Origin of the sequence: Pandoraea sp. NPDC090278 (genome assembly GCF_044772185.1) — a bacterium.
GTDB lineage: Bacteria > Pseudomonadota > Gammaproteobacteria > Burkholderiales > Burkholderiaceae > Pandoraea.
The window spans coordinates 603,814-621,438 of the sequence record NZ_JBIVYJ010000001.1; the positions used below are offsets into that span (position 1 = coordinate 603,814).

A 17,625-nucleotide genomic window follows, 5' to 3' on the forward strand; every position below is an offset into this window, starting at 1 on the left:
GTTGGCAACGCGATAAAAACGTCGCTATAATCTTGTTTCTGTTCAGCGAGCAAGTCAAAGCGCTGATCACGGCGGTGGCCGTAGCTCAGTTGGTAGAGTCCTGGATTGTGATTCCAGTCGTCGTGGGTTCGAGTCCCATCGGTCACCCCAAAATCTCCTTGTAGTTCAAAGTGCTCAGCGCACACCTTACGTTCCACAAAGCAATACTCGGAACGAAAATCAAAAATTCGGAATTCATTCGGTAGCGGAAGCGGTCTTCGTCTTGCGTCGACCGTCGTGTCGATGTGTTGTCGAGCGATTTGTAAGTTTTGATCGACAGAGAAGCCACGGCCCCTTTGGAAACGCAGATATCGTCGCCGTCTTCGTGCAACCCTGCCGCCGAGTTCAGGGCATTACGGATAGAAGCGTGCCGCCCACACTGCTGGATCGGTATCCACCTTGTAATTGGACTGGAGTCCGGTGACCCACGACGCTCGCGATTGGCTACCGGCTGGCAAGAGCCAGTAAGTGTTGCCGTCGCTCGCGTCAATGCCCACCGCCTGGCAGATTCGCTGAACCCACTGTTGGGCCATCGTCGGCGTTGCGAATGTGATCTCGTTGTAGGACGCGTAGTTAAACGTCGCAGACGAGAGCGGTGATGTATCGAGTTTCGACGTCCCGTGTGCGAGTGGGACGATGGTGAAGCCAAAACTGGGCACCAGACCGACGAAATCCTTCGCGGACAACGCACTGCCCGCTGTCGTGTAATACCGTCCCAAGTCGAGATCGGCGAGCACCCACGAACCATTCCATTTCACTTCGACGCACACGTGGCCATCGTCGAAGCCGTTGGGTGTCGTCATCGTCAAGAAGCGAACAATCCGCGATTGGAAACCTGCAGAAGCGAGCCAGGACTGCGCCCAGGGTACGACAACGCCGCACGTAATACGGGCTCGGCGATTGCGTGCGATTTGGTTCAGTGCCGTGATCGGCTGTGCATTGTCTTCACCGCCGTGGCACGAGAGTTCCGCGAACACAGAACACATCTCCATCGGATCATTCCAAGTGACCGCACGCCATGCATTCGACCCTGACGCCGGATCCAAAAAGCGATAAACCCCCGACTTGGTCATGTCGTAGCTCACGCCGTTGAACTGATAGATGCCGGGGGCATAAAGAAATCCTGCGGGCATCGCCACGCCGCCGCTCGCCTGCGCAACGTCGTAGATTTGGTCGAACAGGAACCGCTTTGCAATGGTCATTCTTTTCCTCTGAGAGCTGCGGGGGGACTTTGTGGTGCCGTGGGAAGAAAATTAAAGCGACGCCGCGTGCGGGTTCTTGTCTGTTACTCACCAAACTAGCCGCACGCCCAGTGTTGCGGCGACAGATTGCTGACGCGTCGCATCGAGCTGCGTTAGATAGGAAAGCGTCGCGTAGACGCTCGCCGACCTGTTGAATCTTCCCGCAACGCCAATACCAAACTGTGCGGCGGTGCTACTCGCACCGGTTACGATCGGCGTCGTATCCCCGAACAGGACACGCCCGTCGTTCCCGAACGCGTGAAGAAGATTGAAGAGCAGATACGGGCGCAGCAATCCACGGGCGCCATCATAATTGGCTTCCAGCCGGGCACCGACTCGCGCGAGCCAACTGTTGACGTTGTTGAATCCCACGGAGGAAATACCGTCGCTGAAATCGTCGATGCTCTGCCGCTGCCAGACGAGTTGTGCCTGCGGCTCAAGCGCGAGCATGTCCGACAGTCGAATCGGCCATCCGGTTTCGACGGATGCCGCGAGGCCCTTGCCATTAAGGTTCCGATTCAAACCGCTCAATGGCTTCGCTTGATACTGCATGGCGGACGCCAGGACGACGGCGTCGGTATAGGCACCACCGGGCATCAAATGCGTCCAGTAGAGGCCGGCGCTGTACATGTCCAAGCCAAGCGAGCCAGCGTGCGTATCCGGCATACCGAGTGCGAGCCCCTGAACGTCTCCGGAGGCGCGCGTCCAGCCGCCAAGAATCCCGACGTGATCAGCGTGTCCCGACTCACCCCGACGCGCGAAGACGTCGTGTCCGATCTGCACGCCACCGATGTTGCCGTCAAACTGGGGTGTGGCATCACCTTTGACACGGAGTTGCTCGGTCTGTCCCCAGACGCGAGCCCAGCCATCGGTCAGCCATCCCTTCTCGTCGAGCAATCCCTGCTGCCCTTGCCGTTCATGAAAGGTTGCCAACTGAGCGAAGCCAGCTGTCCTGCCAAGCTCGGGCATCATCGAGTAGACAGGCACTTCGATGCGGTAGATGGGGAGAGGTGCATCGCCCGGATGAAGCGTAGCCGTCGGAGGTGTGCCGACCGCCCCCGTCGGCATGAGGATTTCGGTTTCCGGTTCGCCGGTGACCGGATCGATGACTGTGATTTCAGTGGGGGCCGGTACGGTTGAGCGGAGATACCAGCTATTTGTGCTGTCGGCCGTGGTGCCGCCCTTGTACAAGTAATAGGTGTAAGCGCCAGCATTGACCGGTGAACCGAGGGCAAATGCCGAAGCGGACGAGGTCGTACCGTTGATGGCTTGCACGACAGGGATACCGTTTCCTGTGGTCAGCGCCCCGAGTCCACCCAGATTTCGGACAGCAACCGACGTATTGCCGCCAATCGTGCCGCCGCTAATTGTCAGCGGTGCGACGCGTGAGCTGTCATCGCCGAGTACCGAATCGACCGCCAACGTGCCGTTCTGGCCCGTGTAATTGCCCGCAATGGTCAGCGTGCCGTTGCCATTGCCGTCACCTGGATGGACTGTCCCTTGGTTGGTCAGATTGCCCGTCATTGTGCCGGTGCCGGTCAACGTGGCGCCGGACGCCACGGTGGTCGTGGCGCCTCCCAATGTGCCGGTGAGATTGAATGTGCCGGTTTGCAACTGAGCCGTGTTGAAGTTGCCGCTGCCGCTCCACATCCAGTTGTCTCCCTGTGCGAGAAGCGTGCCGAAATTTACAAACGGGTTGCTGGCCGTTCCGGTCCCTTGAAGAATCAGGGTGCTGACGGCACTGGCGCCTCCATCGGCCGTACCGATGATCTGCGAGCCAGTTTGCAGTGTGAGCGTGTTCGATCTTGCGGCGGCATTCATCGCGATGGCGGTTCCGGCGTTGCTCTGGATCAGCCCGGCATTCGTGATAGAGACGGTGCCGTTGACTGTCCGGATGCCATAGCCTTGCTGGCTGAGAATCGTCCCGCCAGCTTGATTGACGACGGTCCCAGTGAAGCCGAGGGCAGTGTTCGAGACGACGGCATCGCTGTTGATACCCTGCGCCTCGACGTAGCCACTATTCGTAAAGGTGATGTTGTTCCCTTGCATGTACACCGTGAACGAACGGTTCGATGCAGTGCCGCCCGTGGTTATCAGGGTTCCCGAATTGGTGAGAGTGCTTTGTCCCCCGGTGGAACTCATTGCGCGGCTGCCGGAGCCTGTTGCGGTGATCGTTCCCGTATTCACGAACGTCGTGAACTGCCCAAGAGAAGATGACTGTCCCCACGAAGACGTCATGCCGTAAGAGTTGGGCCCAGAGAGCGAGATGGTGCCGTTGTTCGTGATCGAGCCGTTGTTGCCATTCAGCGCCATGGCGTCGTTATTGGCGCCGCTCGTCGTGATGGTACCGGTCGACGTATTGATCAAGGTGTTGCCGTTGTTTTGACCGAGTAGGGCAGCACCGCGACCGGTGGACGACGATCCGGCGAGGCTGACCGTGCCGGCGTTGGAAATCGTGCTGGAGGTATCAACTGTAATTACGGCTAGATTGGGCGTGCCGCGAATCAGGGAGACGGTGCTGCCGGGGGTGACGTTGACCGTGACACCGGTGCTCCCGGTTTGCGCCTGAACGGGCCCACCTGTGCCGGTACATGTGACAGTTGTGTTACTGCCGGGATTGATGTTGTCGCAAGCAGCGCGTGCTGTGCCAAAGGCACAAAATAAAAGCGCGAGGAACAGGGGCTTCAGGGGGATAGGGCATGCACGGCTACGATGCGGCGTGGCATTCATCGACTTGCTCCCAGTACGGTGCTCTTTGGTGAAGAAGAATTCCGTGTGGGTAGACGTTATTTGGTTAGCGTCGAGATATCAAATGCTTGTTGCGATTCGACTACAAATGTCTCGATATTCGTAGCGAAGCAGTTATCAAATGATCGCGACGGACGCGCCTGATGCCATCGATGCAGGTTGCCGGGCAGCAAAATCGTATGGGTCTGCTGCGCGGATTCCCGAGTCTTCTTCGCCCGGTATGCCGCCGTAATCGCTGGATCAGACGTTATGAAGCACCTCGTCGAGTTCGAACATGTTGTCGACGTTGAGGTCGAAGCGGCTGTCGGGCGTGGTGTCCGGCTTCCCGTCCGGTCCCAGCTCCGTCGGGCGACGCAGGAACGCGGTGCGCATGCCGATGGCCTGTGCACCGGTCAGGTCGTTCTTGTGACAGGCGACCATCAGGATCTCTTCGGGTTTCAGGTTCAGGAAGCGCGGCGCCAGCTTGTACACGTCGGCGGCGGGCTTGAACTTCTCTACGATTTCTCCGGTGAGCACCAGATCCCACGGTAGTTTGCGATGGCGCGACAACGCCACCATGCTGGCCATGTCGGCGTTCGAAAGGCATGCGAGTGGGTAACGGGGGTGCAGACGCTCAAGGCCGGGCAGCACGTCATCCCACAGGCGCAGTTCGTTCCAGAGGGTATTGAATTCGGTGATCTGAGTCGGTGCGAGCGAATAGCCCTGACGCTGCAATACGCGCGCAAGCGCCTCTTCGCGCAGCAGCGACGGACTTTGCCACGGACGCGCCCCGGAAACCACCTCGCGGAACGTGTCGGGGTACAGGCCGTACCACGCCTTGGCTACTGACGCCCAATCGACATCCACACCGTTCACACGATTGAATGCCTTGCCCTTGTCCAGAATCGTCGACCAATAATCGGTGCATGTGCCATAAACGTCGAAGACCAGCGCTTTGACGCCAAGGCGATTTGGCGGCGGCGCATTTCCACGGGCGGGCGTGCCTGGCGACTCGGAGGCAGCGGCGATGGTGGGTACGTAGGCGGCTGTGGCTGCAGCGCCGAGGCCCAGTAAAAAGGTGCGACGACGGTTGCTTTCCGGGAGTGTGGATGACGAAGGTGAGGCAAAGGCTGTGACGCGTTTCATATTGCGCTGCTCTCTCGTGATTCGCCCTGAATGATCCTGAGACGCCCCTTGCAAGGGGCACGGTAACCGGGCGTGGTTACCCATTGCAGGAGCGTAGCGAATGGGCACGTCGGTCGTCGGACAGGGATCCCCCATTTTCAGCCCTGGCTCCACAGTTTTTGACTTTCCTGGGCCTAACACGGGGACCCTGTGTCGCTTACGCTTGACGGCTTGAATCAGATGACAAGTGGAGACACCGCATGACCGATTCTTCGACGCTGGAAGTCCGTGCCGTCACACCGGAAGATTTGGACGCATGGCGACCGCTTTGGGACGGCTACAACCGTTTCTACGGGCGCTTCGACGCAACCGCGCTCCCGGAACACATCACGCGCACGACCTGGTCGCGCTTCTTCGACGGGTATGAGCCCATGCACGCGATCATCGCCAAACGTGGCGAACACATGCTCGGGCTCGTGCACTTTCTCTATCACCGCAGCACGACGATGGACGGGCCGACTTGCTACCTACAAGATTTGTTCACCGTGGAAGCGGCGCGCGGGCAGGGTGTGGGACGCGCGCTGATCGAGGCCGTCTACGTGCACGCGAGGGCATCCAATGCGTCGCGGGTGTACTGGCACACGCACGAGACGAATCGCACGGCGATGCGCCTTTACGATGACGTCGCCGAGAAGCCCGGCTTCGTGATGTACCGCAAGAGCCTTTGAAGTTAAGCGGGCGGAATCCGGGGCGTCTCGCCCGTTTGGACACTATTCCGGCAACGTTCCGAGAGATTCCATGCCCGTGTTTTGCGTCCACAGGACATTCCAATAACTCTGCTATGCTGCCGTCTGCGCGAGATATCGCGCAGCCAATCAGAATCACAAAAGGCGGCGAAGGCGGGGACTGAATCGCGCTGAGCGCTCCATGATTTTCACAATCGACCATCGCGTCGATAGTGCGTCGTACTTCACGATTGTTTGTGGTTTGACCGCGGAAATCCTGAGATTGCGAACTCATGAGAACGTATTCGGATTCGGGCAAGGACGAAGATCATCGGACGCAAGCAGCGAGCCAAGGGCGCGACGAAGCGCAAGCCACCGACGCGCCATTGGCAGATAACCGGCCTTCGACGGCCGCGCTCCGACAACTCCAGACGATCGCTCACCATAGCCCCCGTGCCGCGCAACTGAAGTCGCTTCAGGGACTGACGGCTGGCGGTACGTCTGCCGATCCCGCCGTTCAGCGCGAGGCAAGGGCGAACAATACCGGTATTCCCGACGCGCTAAAGTCGGGCATCGAAAGCCTCAGCGGCATGTCGATGGATACGGTGAAGGTGCACTACAACTCATCGCAGCCAGCGCAACTCAATGCGCACGCGTACGCGCAGGGCACTGACATCCACCTGGCCCCTGGGCAAGAGCAGCATCTCCCGCATGAGGCCTGGCACGTCGTGCAACAGGCGCAGGGCCGTGTTCAGCCGACCATGCAATTGCAAGCCACGCAGATCAACGACGATCCCGCCCTCGAACATGAAGCAGACCGCATGGGGGCGCTGGCGATGGGGCAAGGGCAGGCGCCATCTTCTACGCTCAGGGAAATCGTGAGCGGGGCCCGTGTGCTGCAAGGCAATTTTCCCGATGCGGTGAATGACGAACGCAGGGGGGGGGCAAGGCATCGACAAGGACGATGTACAGCTCGACCATATGGTGTCGCAAGAGAGCTGGCGGACATTCAGCGAAACGCTAACCAAGACGCTAGTGCCAATGACGATTGATGGAAGCAGTCGTTGGGTGGACTTGGGAGCGGCACTTGCGGCGTTCAGAACGGAGGCGAACAAGACCGCCGGAGCGCACGTGGTACTCAGTGAGCAACACCTGATCAACATTCCCGAAAACATTGTTCCGGGACGGGCAAATCAGGTGCAAGGTGCAAAAAACTTCTTCGATCCGGAAATGAGTGGGAAGGGAGCGACAGTCCAGGAGACGGCATTCTCCCTGGAGATGCGTAAGCTCGACGATGCGATACGTCAGATCAATCAGCTTGTGGTGCACGATTTTCTGCCAACGAAAGTGGCCGACTCGAAAAGGGCGACGCATCACGATTCAGACGTGGAGGATCATCTGGTCACGCTGCTGAAAGCGGCTACCGCGCAAATGGTCAAGCTCAATGCCGCCCCCATTTCGTCTTACACGAAGGAGCATTGGTACCAATTCGACGGAAGTTGGGTGAAGAAGCGGAGTGCCACGTGGCTCACGGGCGAAAGCGATGAGGCGGAGGACATCGGTCAGGAGGATGTGGAGGAGCAGGACGACTGGACCAATCTCACGTTCACCTTCACCGTTAAATCCATGACCCGGGTCGGGAGCAGACCGACCCTGGTCAACGTTCCGGTTATGGTGACGGCAAGCGTGCCGTCCGAGACATGGAGTCACATTTACAAGCGCCACTATCTTCCGACATTCGCGTGGGACATTCAGGCCGTTAACACCTTCTGGAAGCAGGACCCTTTCACCTATCTCGATAGCGTAGCGGGGCGGACCCTACTTCAGACTGAACTGACATCGCTCCTGAAAAAGACGTTCAACTTCTCAAAATCACTTGATGTCGTCGAGGACCACGAAACGGACTATGAGGATTGGTCTCAAGCCGACAGTACGCTATTTTTCCAAGCCGACGTCGATAGCGAATTCTTTGCGGCGGCCGCACCTCCCAAGCTGGCGAAGCGATACGAAGTGAAGATCGATATCAAATCGATTGCGCCGCAAAGCGACGCCCTTGCGTACGCCATGACGCCAACGGAGTTGAGAGCACTTAAGCCCCAGCCACAAGTGGGCGGCGCGTAAGGTCGTCGGGGCCGTAGGTGACGGCGTTCTAGCAGGCGTGCAAGTTCCCATAATTCCTGAGTGCCCCGTCGTAAATTGACAGTCATTCGCTTTTTATGCTGCCAAAGTTTGATCTACATCTAATTCCCCGCTCGATGGGGGCCACCGGGTCGGCCAGGGCCGCCCATAATGGATTCGTCATGTTTTCATGACCCTGTCTTCCCGGTGCCCATGGTGCCCCATGCGTCCCGGTTTTGAAGCCCACCTCCCTCAGGTGGGCTTTTTTTATGTCCCGAGCGATCAGGAATGTGCGCTTTGCGTAACGCTACGATGTCCCCTATGAAATTCGAACGTGCTACGATTTTTGGCATCGCAGGGCGTTTTTCGACTTTCAGGACAGTGTGGAGACAGCAATGAGTACCTTTTTGCACGGTGGCCTCGGCTTGGGGAGTGACGGCGAGTCCGTGCGTTTCAATGTGCATGTCGACGGCAAGGTCTGGACGTGCCAGATCGGTCGCGCGGCGCTCAATCGCCTGTCAGGCGTCGATGCCGGGGGCGAAGCGCTATTCGATCAGTTCGTCGACTTCGAAGACGAAATCGTCGACCTCGCAGCGCGCGAGATTGCGCAGGGCGCTAACGTCGAGCCCATCGAAGTCGGCACGCAATAAGTCGGCATGCAATGAGCGTTTGATATTCATACGGAACGTCGCAGCACCTTGCCGCCGGACAGGCGGCATCCCGCTAACCGGAAACACGGAGTCCTTCATGAGCTACGCATCGCATGAGCAGGTCTACGATTACCGCGCAGGCTATCGAATTCGCGTTCAGGCGTTTCAGAACGAGTACGCCGGGCCGTGGGACTATCTGGTGCAAGTGCTGCGACACGACAAGCCGGAAGGGCCGGAAGTACGCTCTCCAGACGGTCATCGCGACAACCGGCTCGACGCCGAAATGGCCGGACGCAAGGCCGGTGAGCGCATCGTCGACGAGCTGCTGGGTGACGGGGACGCGTGACCTTTCGCGCGTCTTTAGCCCGCCTCCGCCTCGCCACGCAAACGCCATACGCCGTCCGCTGATACGATGGCGCGTCCGTCTTCTGCGAGCTTATCCAGATGCGCGCGCAGCGAACGTCGCGCGACACCGTGCCGCGTCGTTGGCACGTCCGCATAGACCACCGGCGTGAGCGTGTCGATGCTAGCCGGACCGACGTCTGCGAGCGCCGCCAGCGTGCTCGCTTCCCGCGCAAGCCGATGTGCCACCAGCCGCGCGATGCGCTGCGCCGGACGATCCATCACGAAACCATGCCCTGGCGCGAGCCACTGTGGTGCTAACGCCGCCAGCTTTTCGAGCGACGCCAGATAGGTCGCCATGTGGCCATCCGGCGGGTTGATCACCACCGTCGAGCCTTGCATCACGTGATCGCCGGTGAAGACCAGCTTTGCGTCCTCAAGCGAATAACACAGATGATTCGCCGCATGCCCCGGCGTATGGATGGTGCGCAGCATGCGTCCATCCGGCAGCGGTACCTCGTCGTCGTCGGAGAGGGCAACGTCCGGCACGAATGCCGTGTCCTGCCCTTCGTCATGACGTGCTTGCATGCCATACGTCACGGCACCGGTCTTCGCCTTTAGCAACCGAGCACCGGGCGAATGATCCCGATGCGTATGCGTGACGAGGATCTGTCGGATGACGCCTGGCGCTGCGCGCAGGATCGTCTCGGTGTGCACGGGATCGTCGGGGCCGGGGTCGATGACCGCCCATTCGTTCCGCGGTCCGCCGCCAACCAGATAGGTGTTGGTGCCGGGGCCGGTCATCATCCCCGGATTCGATGCGGTGACGCGAAGCACGCCAGGCATGAGCGTCACGACGTTGCCCGGCACGATGTCGTAGCTGCCGGTGCCTTGCTCCTGTGGATCGGTCAGCGTGAGTTCGGCCCACGCAGGTTCGTCCGGCGTGACGGGCCAGCGGCCGCGTTTGCCGTTGGCGAGGCGCGGCTGGATGCGCGGGATTTCATGCCGCGCTGCCAGCGTCGATGCCGTCGCCATCGCCCGCTCGGCAGTGCCCATACTTTCGAGCCACTGGAGCAGTTTGCGTGTGGGCGGCAGCAAACGCAGTTGGTCCGCGTGCGTCAGCGCATAGTGCGGACGCATCCAGCGGTGTGCCGCGGTCTCGATCTGATCGACTTCGACGGTTTGACCTTCGGGGAGCATCGCCAGAAAGAAGCGTGTGTCGAAGCGTTTCGGCAGCGCGAGCGGCGTGACCCAGTGACTCAGATAGTGCAGACGGTCGGGCGTGAGCCGAACGTTGAACGTCTGGCAAAGCGATGCGATTTCGATCTTGCCGTCGTGCAGCGCGTCACGTTGCGCGCGCATGTCGTCGAGCGTGGAGGGATCGATGGGCAGACCCGCCGCATCGACCGCGAACAACACCCCCGTTTCCTCGAAGCATTCGCGGATGGCCGCGACGTAATAGTCGAGGCCTTGATCGGTCAGTTGGAGGTGTTCGCTCGCCGTGGCGTCGTCCAGCCCGATGCACACGGCGTGGCCATGCCGATCAGCCGCATCGACGACGCCGCCGGGAAAGACGTAGGCGTCGGAGCTGAAGTCACCAGCCCGGACGGCGCGCCGCAACAGCAGCACCTCCAGACCACTCGGGCGCTCGCGCAATACAACGAGACTCGCCGCCATCCGCAGGGACGTTGGCGAGCGCAGTGAGGGCGGCTGAGCAGGAGAGGGATGCTGGCCGTCAGGCGTAGACGGTTGCGCTTCGGGACGATCTGCCATGAGACGTGCGCACTGAGGCGCGCGATATCGGAAAGTCCCTAGTGTGCCATCGGAATAGAGACGCCGTAGGCAGGGCGATCCCCAGCTTGCGGCGTGGTGTGTATCAGGCTGCGTCGTTCGCGGCGTGCGTCGACACCGTCGTCACATCGTGACGAGGGCGATAGTTCTGCGCAGACGGCATGCGCGCAGCGACCTCACTCAGCCACTGGGCGGTCAGCTCGGGCTGTGTGACGGGGAGCATGTGGCCACCGTCGACGAGCGTGAGTTGTGCACGCGGGCTCGCCACCGGCAAGGTCTCGCCGTGCCGACGGTAGTCGAGTACGCGGTCGCTGCGGCCGTAAAGCACATCGACGGGCACCGCCAGATCGGCGTATCTCGCCGCCAGCCCGGGCATGTCGTGCTCTGCGGCAAGGATGTCGACGCTGCTTGCTTCGAAGTTGCCGGGACGATAGCCCAGCACGCCGCCGCCGCGAATGAGGAAGTCCTTGGGCGCGTCTTCAGGGCCGAAGACATACCCTAGCGTTGTGCGTCCCGTCATCATGCCGATCGGCACGGCGAGCGTGCGTCCAACCCAGCGACGCCACCAGGCACTCCGAATGGCGAGTGCACGGAAGGGCGCAGGCACTTCGGACACCGGCTGTGTCAGCGGCGCGATCAGCGCGAGCGCGCCCACGCGTTGCGGATGGTCGAGCGCAAGCGCCAGCGATACCGCACCGCCCAGCGAATGCCCGACCACCAGCGGACGGTCCAGTGCGAGCGTATCGATCAGTTGTGCGACGACGTTCGCCTGCCATGCGATGGCGGCGTCGTGTCGCGGTCCACGTATGGAATAGCCGGAGCCGGGGCGGTCGACGAGCACGACGCGATGCGTGCGCGCCAGCGCGGCCAGCGGCAAATAAGCGAAGTTGCGCAACTGCCCGCAGAGCCCGTGAATGAACACGATGGCCGGGCCGTGTCCGAAATCGACGTAATGCAGTCGTTCACCGTCGATGTCGAGAAACTGCCCGTCCGGCGGCACGGCCGCTTCGGCGCGTTTGGCGACGCGCCGCGTAAAGCGCATCAGCACGAGCACCACAGCGGCGAAGGCGATGACGAGGCAGGCGAGCAAATAGACGATGAGCATGGTGTCGAACCGAAGAGCAGGCAAAGAGGGATGCATAAAACGTGTGCGACGCGCGCGTCAGCACGCATCCTATCAAGGTGTTGCGAGGTCTGACGATGCGACGACACGTCGCAGCGTTGCGCGACGCTCGAAACGCATTGCGCCGTCGTCGACGCTGCTCCAGCGCATCAGTCGCAAGTCGCGCAGATAGTTCTGATAGAACACCCACGGCTTGCGACCGCCTTGCCGGGGCAGTGCACCGGCGGCGCGTTGAATGTACCCCGACGTCAGACCGATGGCGGGCAACTCGCCGTGTTCACCGTCGCGCAAATGCGGCACGCACGTGTCGACGTCATGTGCATTCATGTGGTTGATCAGACGACAGACGTACTGCGCGATCAGTTCCGCCTTGAGTGTCCACGAAGCATTCGTATAGCCGAAGACAGAGGCGAGATTCGGCACGCCGCTGTACATCATTCCCTTGTAGGCGACCGTGTCGGAGAGCGTCACGGGCTGGCCGTCGACCCGCAATCGCGCACCGCCCATCAGTTGCACACGCAGGCCGGTTGCCGTCACCACGATGTCGGCATCGAGCGTCTTGCCGCTCTTGAGCGTGAGACCGGCAGAAGTGAACGTTGCGATTTCATCGGTGACGATCTCGGCCCGCCCGCTGCGCAACGCCTTGAAGATGTCGCCATTCGGCGCGAGGCACAGCCGCTGATCCCACGGGTTGTAGCGCGGCGTGAGATCGCGCTCGACGTCGGCATGACCCTGCGCCTGTTGTGCCGCGCGTTTGATCAATACGCGGCGGATGGCGTTCGGCCAGCGTCGCGCCGCATTGTAGAAGCCGAGTGTGATCAGCACGTTCTTCGTGCGCACGAGCCGGTGCGCGACACCTGCAGGCAGCCATTTACGCAGACGTTCGGCGACGCCGTCGCGCTGCGGCATGGACAGGATGTAGCTCGGCGAGCGCTGCAACATCGTGACGTGCGACGCACTCGTCGCCATGCTCGGCAGCAGGGTGACGGCCGTCGCGCCGCTGCCGATGATGACGACGCGCTTGTCGCGATAGTCGAGATCGGCAGGCCAATGCTGCGGGTGGACCACGGTGCCGCCGAATGTCTCCATGCCGGGCCAGGTGGGCGTGTGGCCTGCGTCGTAGGCGTAGTAGCCGCTGCACATGAAGAGGAAGCGGCAAGTGAGCGTCTCGGTGTCGCAATGACCGTCCTCATGCGTGCGCTCGACGTCGAGCGTCCATCGGGCGATGCCGGAGTCCCACCGCGCTTCGCTCAACTTGTGTCCATAGCGGATCGCCTCGTCGAGACCTTCGGCGCGGGCCGTCTCCTTGAGATAGTCGAGAATCTTGCCGCCGTCGGCGATGGCCTGATCGCTTGCCCACGGCCGGAAACTGAAGCCGAGCGTGTACATGTCGGAGTCGGAGCGCACGCCGGGGTAGCGGAACAGATCCCACGTGCCGCCCAGCGACTGACGGGCTTCGAGCATCGCGAATCGGGTGCCGGGGCAGCGCTCGCGCAGATAGTGCGCGGCGGCGATGCCCGAGAGTCCCGCGCCTACGATGATGACGTCCAGATCCTTGCGCGTGCGGGACGCGCTAGCGATATCGGACACGGTTGTATTTGCCGTCATGACGAAATCCTCCGGCCGGAGATCTTCAGTTCGTGGATGATTCGGTCGCGGCGGCGCGTGCGCTCGCAGCGGCCGCCGACGGTTTGCCCGACATGGCCGAGCGCCGGTAGAACCAGACGACCATCGCCTGATAGCTTGCGCCGAGCAAGCGGGCAAGCTTGTCGACGCGGCGCGCGTCGGCACCGACGAGTACGCGCCGCGCATTGCGCTGGACTCCCGCGAGCATCTGGCGCGCGGCCGCATCGGCGCTCGTCACGTCGATCAGCTTGTTGGCGCGGCGGCGGTGCGTTTGCGCGTCGATGCCGGTGAACGCGGTAATGCTGTCGTCGATGCGCGATGCCGTCACGATATTGGTGGCGACGCCCCCCGGATGCACGCACGTGCACGACACCGGAGAGCCTGCAAGTTCCAGTTCCATACGCAGTGCTTCGGTAAAACCGCGCACGGCGAACTTGCTGGCGTTGTAGGCCGATTGCGTCGGCATGGCGATGATGCCGAAGAGACTCGACGTATTGACGATGTGACCGTCGCCGGAGGCGGTGAGGTAGGGGAGGAACGCCTGTGTGCCGTGCACCACGCCCCAGAAGTTGATGTTCATCAGCCACTCGATGTCTTCAAGACGCGCGGTCGCGACCGGCACGGACAACGACACGCCCGCGTTGTTGAAGACGAGGTTGATCTTGCCGTGTGCGGCGGCGGTGTCGTGCGCCCACGCAAAGACGGCGTCGCGATCGGCGACGTCGAGGCGCTGCGACGTCACGCGCGCGCCGAGCGTACGACAGGCGATGGCGGTATGTGTGACGCTGGCTTCGTCGATGTCGGATAACGCGAGATGCGCACCCCGGCGTGCCAGTTCAAGGGCGAGCGAGCGTCCCATGCCCGATCCCGCACCCGTGATGGCCGCCACCTTGTCCGTGAACGTCTTCATCGTGCCGTCTCCCTGTCTCCCCTGGGGGATGCCTGTCGCGCGTCGCCATTTATGGTTTTGAGTCGTCTTGCGGCGGCGCTCGCGTTGCCTATAATGAGGTCACGCAAATTTGGTGTTGCGTGTCACCACTTTAGTTTTTCGTCCCGGTGATGTCAAATAGCGAAATGGAACAAGCACTCGAATCGAAGGATGTCGCGCCAACGGCCCGAGAGGGCGGGCGGCGCTATGGCGGCGTGGCACAAGCGCAGCGGGAACAGGCGCGCCGCACGGCGCTGATCGACGCCGCCACCGAGGTGTTCGGTACTGTCGGGTTTCGCCGCGCCACAGTGCGCTCGGTGTGCGGCCTTGCCAAGCTCAACGACAGGTACTTCTACGCGGCGTTCGACAACATGGAGCATCTGCTTCGGGCAACGTACGCACATCATGCGCAGACGCTGCTCGAACAGTTGCAGACGGCCATCGCCGACAGCGCACCGACGCTCGACGCGAGGCTCGACGCTGGCCTGAACGCCTTCTTCGCGTTCCTGCGTCAGCCACATGCGGCCCGCGTGCTGCTGCTTGAGGTAATGGGCGTGAGCCCGGAGACGGATCTGACCTATCAGCGCTACATCTTCGAATTCGCGAAGCTGATCCTCGCCATGGCCGAGACGCCGCCGCCGACCGGTGACGACGCGCAGGCACAGGCCCGGATCGTCGGGCTGGCGCTGGTGGGCGCGATGACCAACGCGGGAACGGCGTGGGTCCTCATGGGCTATCAGGACACGCAGGCGTGCATGGTGGCGAGCTGCCGTCGCGTGCTGCGCGGCGCGCTGATGTGATTTGCGCATGGCTCGCTACAATACGGCTTTCACGTACGACGGCCATAAAGCGGCTGAGCGCTCGCCGTCCCCCGTCGTTCTCCCTAATTTCTCACTCTCCAAAGGTCGCAAATGACCACTATCGGAACCCCGCTGTCGCCGAGCGCGACGAAGGTCATGTTGTTGGGCGCTGGCGAACTCGGCCGTGAAGTGCTGATCGCCTTGCAGCGTCTCGGTGTCGAGACGATTGCCGTCGATCGCTACGAGAACGCCCCCGGCCAGCAGGTCGCGCATCATTCGCGCACCATCGCGATGACCGATCCCGAACAGCTCAAAGCACTGATCGAAGCCGAGAAGCCCGATCTCGTCGTCCCGGAAATCGAAGCCATCGCGACGCCGATGCTCGAAGCGCTGGAAGCCGACGGTGTGGTGCGTGTGATTCCGACGGCGCGCGCGGCACGTCTGACGATGGATCGCGAGGGCATTCGTCGTCTGGCCGCCGAGACGCTGGGCCTGCCGACGAGCCCGTATCAGTTCTGCGATTCGCTGGAGGAACTGCAAGCGGCCATCGACGGCGGCATCGGCTATCCGTGCATCGTCAAGCCGGTGATGAGCAGCTCAGGCAAGGGCCAGAGCAAGATCGACAGCGCAGCCGACGTGAAAGCCGCCTGGGACTACGCGATGGCAGGCGGACGCGTGAGTCACGGCCGCATCATCGTCGAAGGCTTCATCGACTTCGATTACGAGATCACGCTGCTGACCGTGCGCGCACGCGGCGCCGATGCACAGGTCGAAACGCACTTCTGCGCGCCGATCGGCCACAAGCAGGTGAGTGGTGATTACGTGGAGAGCTGGCAGCCGCATCCGATGTCGTCCGTCGCACTCGAACGTGCGCGTCTCATTGCACGCGACGTGACGAACAACCTGGGTGGCCAGGGCATCTTCGGTGTCGAGCTGTTCGTGAAGGGCGACGACGTGTGGTTCAGCGAAGTCAGTCCGCGTCCGCACGACACGGGCATGGTGACGATGATCACCCAGTGGCAGAACGAGTTCGAACTGCATGCGCGGGCGATTCTCGGTCTGCCGGTGAACACTACGCTGAAGACGCCGGGTGCGAGTGCCGTGATCTATGGCGGCGTGGACGCCAAGGGCATCGTGTTCGATGGCGTCGATCAGGCCTTGCAGGTGCCGCAGACGGACATTCGCCTGTTCGGCAAGCCGGAGAGCTTTGTGAAGCGTCGTATGGGCGTGGCGCTCGCGTACGACGAGAATCTGGATGTCGCGCGTAGCAACGCCGTGGAAGCGGCGAGCCGGGTGAAACCGCGCGCTGTCTGAGCGTCCATCCGGTTGCATGCCATAACGAAAAAACCCCGCCTTGGCGGGGTTTTCAGTTCGGGCAGTCGCTAGGGTTTAGCGTACTGCCCGAGGCGCGTCGATCGCGTTAGCGACCGCTCAGCGAATCACAGACCTTAGATGGCCTGGATGTTGCTGGCTTGACGGCCCTTCGGTCCCATCTTCACTTCGAAGCTGACCTTCTGGTTTTCTTGCAGCGACTTGAAACCCTTCGATTGGATTTCCGAGAAGTGGGCGAAGAGATCTTCACCGCCTTCGTCCGGCGTAATAAAACCAAAACCCTTGGCGTCGTTGAACCACTTGACGGTACCAGTTGCCATTTCTTAAATCCTTAAAGTTTTCAAATGAGCGAGCGAGATGCTCAGCGAGCGCATGACATTAAAGCTGATCAGGTACAACCGAGTTGACGCAGAGGGCGACATTAGATGACACAAGACTCGCCATACAACGTTCATGCACCCGTTTTTTTACGGGAAAGGTGGGAAGGTGTCAAGCAGGGAAACTGTGGAATTGTTGATCTACGCCAGTTTCCAGCCGATTTTCGCTGCGTTGCGACATGCAATCGGTCATGCCGGACGGCCGGACGTCATCCTGTTCGCTGTCCTTTCCTATCCTCCCGGGATCCACGTTCAGCTGCCTCGCTTTGCCGTAATCCGGATTCTGAATCATTGGGTTGCGAGTCGACGCGTTTTGCATTGTCGATGGGTGACGGGTTCCCGTTTGCCGGGAAGTTGTGATGGCGAAGTGAGAAGCGGTCGATGTCTGCCTTCGTTTCATTGAACGTCTTAAGCTTTCGACGAATACCCCCGTCCGATATTGCGCATGTGGCGTGGGCACAACGGGGGAGTGACATCGCCACGTGTCACCGCGTCGTCACCGTGCTATGCCCCCGGCGTAGCCGACCGATAAGAGGCGATCAGACAGGGGGTGAACGCAAGACGGTCTGCCGACCGCCCGGCAATCCTATGTCTGCCGAGTGAGGGTTTTGTGCGTCGCGACACGGTCGTCATAGAACGTAGGTATTTTCCCTAGTCAGACAGAAACCGCGCGCCAATGCT

At 61.2% G+C, this 17,625-nt stretch carries 15 protein-coding genes and 1 tRNA gene; 8 read left to right on the forward strand and 8 right to left on the reverse strand.

The genetic code is table 11. The annotated features are described in order from the left end of the window. Positions 1-74: 74 nt before the first annotated feature. A tRNA-His gene (locus tag ACIQWO_RS02620) sits at positions 75-150 on the forward strand. A 242-nt stretch (positions 151-392) separates the two neighbouring features. Here ACIQWO_RS02620 and ACIQWO_RS02625 read toward each other — a convergent pair. The 3 genes from ACIQWO_RS02625 to ACIQWO_RS02635 all read right to left on the reverse strand — a co-directional run bounded on the left by ACIQWO_RS02625 (position 393) and on the right by ACIQWO_RS02635 (position 5,153). Then, the gene (locus ACIQWO_RS02625; RefSeq protein WP_402818800.1) at positions 393-1,241 is read right to left on the reverse strand and encodes a hypothetical protein; all 849 of its coding nucleotides are present in this window, start codon (positions 1,239-1,241) and stop codon (positions 393-395) included. Positions 1,242-1,328: 87 nt separating this feature from the next. Then, positions 1,329-4,010: an autotransporter outer membrane beta-barrel domain-containing protein gene (locus ACIQWO_RS02630; RefSeq protein ID WP_402818803.1), complete on the reverse strand. Its 2,682-nt coding sequence runs from the start codon at positions 4,008-4,010 to the stop codon at positions 1,329-1,331. Positions 4,011-4,268: 258 nt separating this feature from the next. Continuing rightward, a complete protein-coding gene (locus tag ACIQWO_RS02635; RefSeq protein WP_402818806.1) occupies positions 4,269-5,153 on the reverse strand; it encodes a haloacid dehalogenase type II in 885 nt (294 codons plus the stop codon). Positions 5,154-5,392: 239 nt separating this feature from the next. On the opposite strand from ACIQWO_RS02635, the gene ACIQWO_RS02640 reads away from it, so the two are divergent. The 5 genes from ACIQWO_RS02640 (at position 5,393) to ACIQWO_RS02660 (ending at position 8,971) form a co-directional block, all read left to right on the forward strand. After that, on the forward strand, positions 5,393-5,860 hold the full coding sequence (locus ACIQWO_RS02640) for a GNAT family N-acetyltransferase (protein ID WP_402818809.1): 468 nt from the start codon (positions 5,393-5,395) through the stop codon (positions 5,858-5,860). 290 nt (positions 5,861-6,150) lie between these two features. Beyond that, positions 6,151-6,909 carry a DUF4157 domain-containing protein gene (locus ACIQWO_RS02645; protein ID WP_402818812.1) on the forward strand — a complete coding sequence of 253 codons (759 nt, stop codon included), beginning with the start codon at positions 6,151-6,153 and terminating at the stop codon, positions 6,907-6,909. Then, a complete protein-coding gene (locus ACIQWO_RS02650; RefSeq protein ID WP_402818815.1) occupies positions 6,899-7,978 on the forward strand; it encodes a hypothetical protein in 1,080 nt (359 codons plus the stop codon). The genes ACIQWO_RS02645 and ACIQWO_RS02650 overlap by 11 nt, the downstream gene beginning before the upstream one ends. A 392-nt stretch (positions 7,979-8,370) precedes the next feature. Beyond that, positions 8,371-8,625: a DUF1488 family protein gene (locus tag ACIQWO_RS02655; protein ID WP_402818818.1), complete on the forward strand. Its 255-nt coding sequence runs from the start codon at positions 8,371-8,373 to the stop codon at positions 8,623-8,625. Between the two features lie 97 nt (positions 8,626-8,722). Next, on the forward strand, positions 8,723-8,971 hold the full coding sequence (locus tag ACIQWO_RS02660; RefSeq protein ID WP_039399007.1) for a hypothetical protein: 249 nt from the start codon (positions 8,723-8,725) through the stop codon (positions 8,969-8,971). A gap of 14 nt (positions 8,972-8,985) precedes the next feature. Here ACIQWO_RS02660 and ACIQWO_RS02665 read toward each other — a convergent pair whose 3' ends face one another. The 4 genes from ACIQWO_RS02665 to ACIQWO_RS02680 all read right to left on the reverse strand — a co-directional run bounded on the left by ACIQWO_RS02665 (position 8,986) and on the right by ACIQWO_RS02680 (position 14,417). Further along, positions 8,986-10,740, reverse strand: a complete 1,755-nt coding sequence (locus tag ACIQWO_RS02665) for an MBL fold metallo-hydrolase (RefSeq protein ID WP_402818822.1) — start codon at positions 10,738-10,740, stop codon at positions 8,986-8,988. Between the two features lie 103 nt (positions 10,741-10,843). Next, entirely contained in the window at positions 10,844-11,863 is a 1,020-nt protein-coding gene (locus ACIQWO_RS02670) for an alpha/beta fold hydrolase (protein WP_402818825.1), read from the reverse strand. A gap of 72 nt (positions 11,864-11,935) precedes the next feature. Continuing rightward, positions 11,936-13,489 carry a flavin-containing monooxygenase gene (locus ACIQWO_RS02675; RefSeq protein WP_402818828.1) on the reverse strand — a complete coding sequence of 518 codons (1,554 nt, stop codon included), beginning with the start codon at positions 13,487-13,489 and terminating at the stop codon, positions 11,936-11,938. Positions 13,490-13,514: 25 nt separating this feature from the next. After that, complete coding sequence (locus tag ACIQWO_RS02680; RefSeq protein ID WP_402818831.1) at positions 13,515-14,417, reverse strand: SDR family NAD(P)-dependent oxidoreductase; 903 nt, start codon at positions 14,415-14,417, stop codon at positions 13,515-13,517. A gap of 164 nt (positions 14,418-14,581) precedes the next feature. Here ACIQWO_RS02680 and ACIQWO_RS02685 point away from each other — a divergent pair, with 164 nt between their 5' ends. After that, positions 14,582-15,235, forward strand: coding sequence for a TetR/AcrR family transcriptional regulator (locus tag ACIQWO_RS02685; protein ID WP_402818833.1), 654 nt, complete (start codon positions 14,582-14,584; stop codon positions 15,233-15,235). Between the two features lie 111 nt (positions 15,236-15,346). Further along, complete coding sequence (gene purT, locus ACIQWO_RS02690; RefSeq protein ID WP_402818836.1) at positions 15,347-16,549, forward strand: formate-dependent phosphoribosylglycinamide formyltransferase; 1,203 nt, start codon at positions 15,347-15,349, stop codon at positions 16,547-16,549. A 134-nt stretch (positions 16,550-16,683) separates the two neighbouring features. On the opposite strand, the gene ACIQWO_RS02695 is transcribed toward purT, so the two are convergent. Next, a complete protein-coding gene (locus ACIQWO_RS02695) occupies positions 16,684-16,887 on the reverse strand; it encodes a cold-shock protein (RefSeq protein ID WP_150664962.1) in 204 nt (67 codons plus the stop codon). Positions 16,888-17,625: the final 738 nt, after the last annotated feature.

Excerpts from the sequence above, each read along its gene's own strand:
- ACIQWO_RS02625 (WP_402818800.1), bottom strand. The coding sequence starts at position 1,241 with ATGACCATTGCAAAGCGGTTCCTGTTCGACCAAATCTACGACGTTGCG.
- ACIQWO_RS02630 (WP_402818803.1), bottom strand. The coding sequence starts at position 4,010 with ATGAATGCCACGCCGCATCGTAGCCGTGCATGCCCTATCCCCCTGAAG.
- ACIQWO_RS02635 (WP_402818806.1), bottom strand. The coding sequence starts at position 5,153 with ATGAAACGCGTCACAGCCTTTGCCTCACCTTCGTCATCCACACTCCCG.
- ACIQWO_RS02640 (WP_402818809.1), top strand. The coding sequence starts at position 5,393 with ATGACCGATTCTTCGACGCTGGAAGTCCGTGCCGTCACACCGGAAGAT.
- ACIQWO_RS02645 (WP_402818812.1), top strand. The coding sequence starts at position 6,151 with ATGAGAACGTATTCGGATTCGGGCAAGGACGAAGATCATCGGACGCAA.
- ACIQWO_RS02650 (WP_402818815.1), top strand. The coding sequence starts at position 6,899 with ATGACGATTGATGGAAGCAGTCGTTGGGTGGACTTGGGAGCGGCACTT.
- ACIQWO_RS02655 (WP_402818818.1), top strand. The coding sequence starts at position 8,371 with ATGAGTACCTTTTTGCACGGTGGCCTCGGCTTGGGGAGTGACGGCGAG.
- ACIQWO_RS02660 (WP_039399007.1), top strand. The coding sequence starts at position 8,723 with ATGAGCTACGCATCGCATGAGCAGGTCTACGATTACCGCGCAGGCTAT.
- ACIQWO_RS02665 (WP_402818822.1), bottom strand. The coding sequence starts at position 10,740 with ATGGCAGATCGTCCCGAAGCGCAACCGTCTACGCCTGACGGCCAGCAT.
- ACIQWO_RS02670 (WP_402818825.1), bottom strand. The coding sequence starts at position 11,863 with ATGCTCATCGTCTATTTGCTCGCCTGCCTCGTCATCGCCTTCGCCGCT.
- ACIQWO_RS02675 (WP_402818828.1), bottom strand. The coding sequence starts at position 13,489 with ATGACGGCAAATACAACCGTGTCCGATATCGCTAGCGCGTCCCGCACG.
- ACIQWO_RS02680 (WP_402818831.1), bottom strand. The coding sequence starts at position 14,417 with ATGAAGACGTTCACGGACAAGGTGGCGGCCATCACGGGTGCGGGATCG.
- ACIQWO_RS02685 (WP_402818833.1), top strand. The coding sequence starts at position 14,582 with ATGGAACAAGCACTCGAATCGAAGGATGTCGCGCCAACGGCCCGAGAG.
- purT (WP_402818836.1), top strand. The coding sequence starts at position 15,347 with ATGACCACTATCGGAACCCCGCTGTCGCCGAGCGCGACGAAGGTCATG.
- ACIQWO_RS02695 (WP_150664962.1), bottom strand. The coding sequence starts at position 16,887 with ATGGCAACTGGTACCGTCAAGTGGTTCAACGACGCCAAGGGTTTTGGT.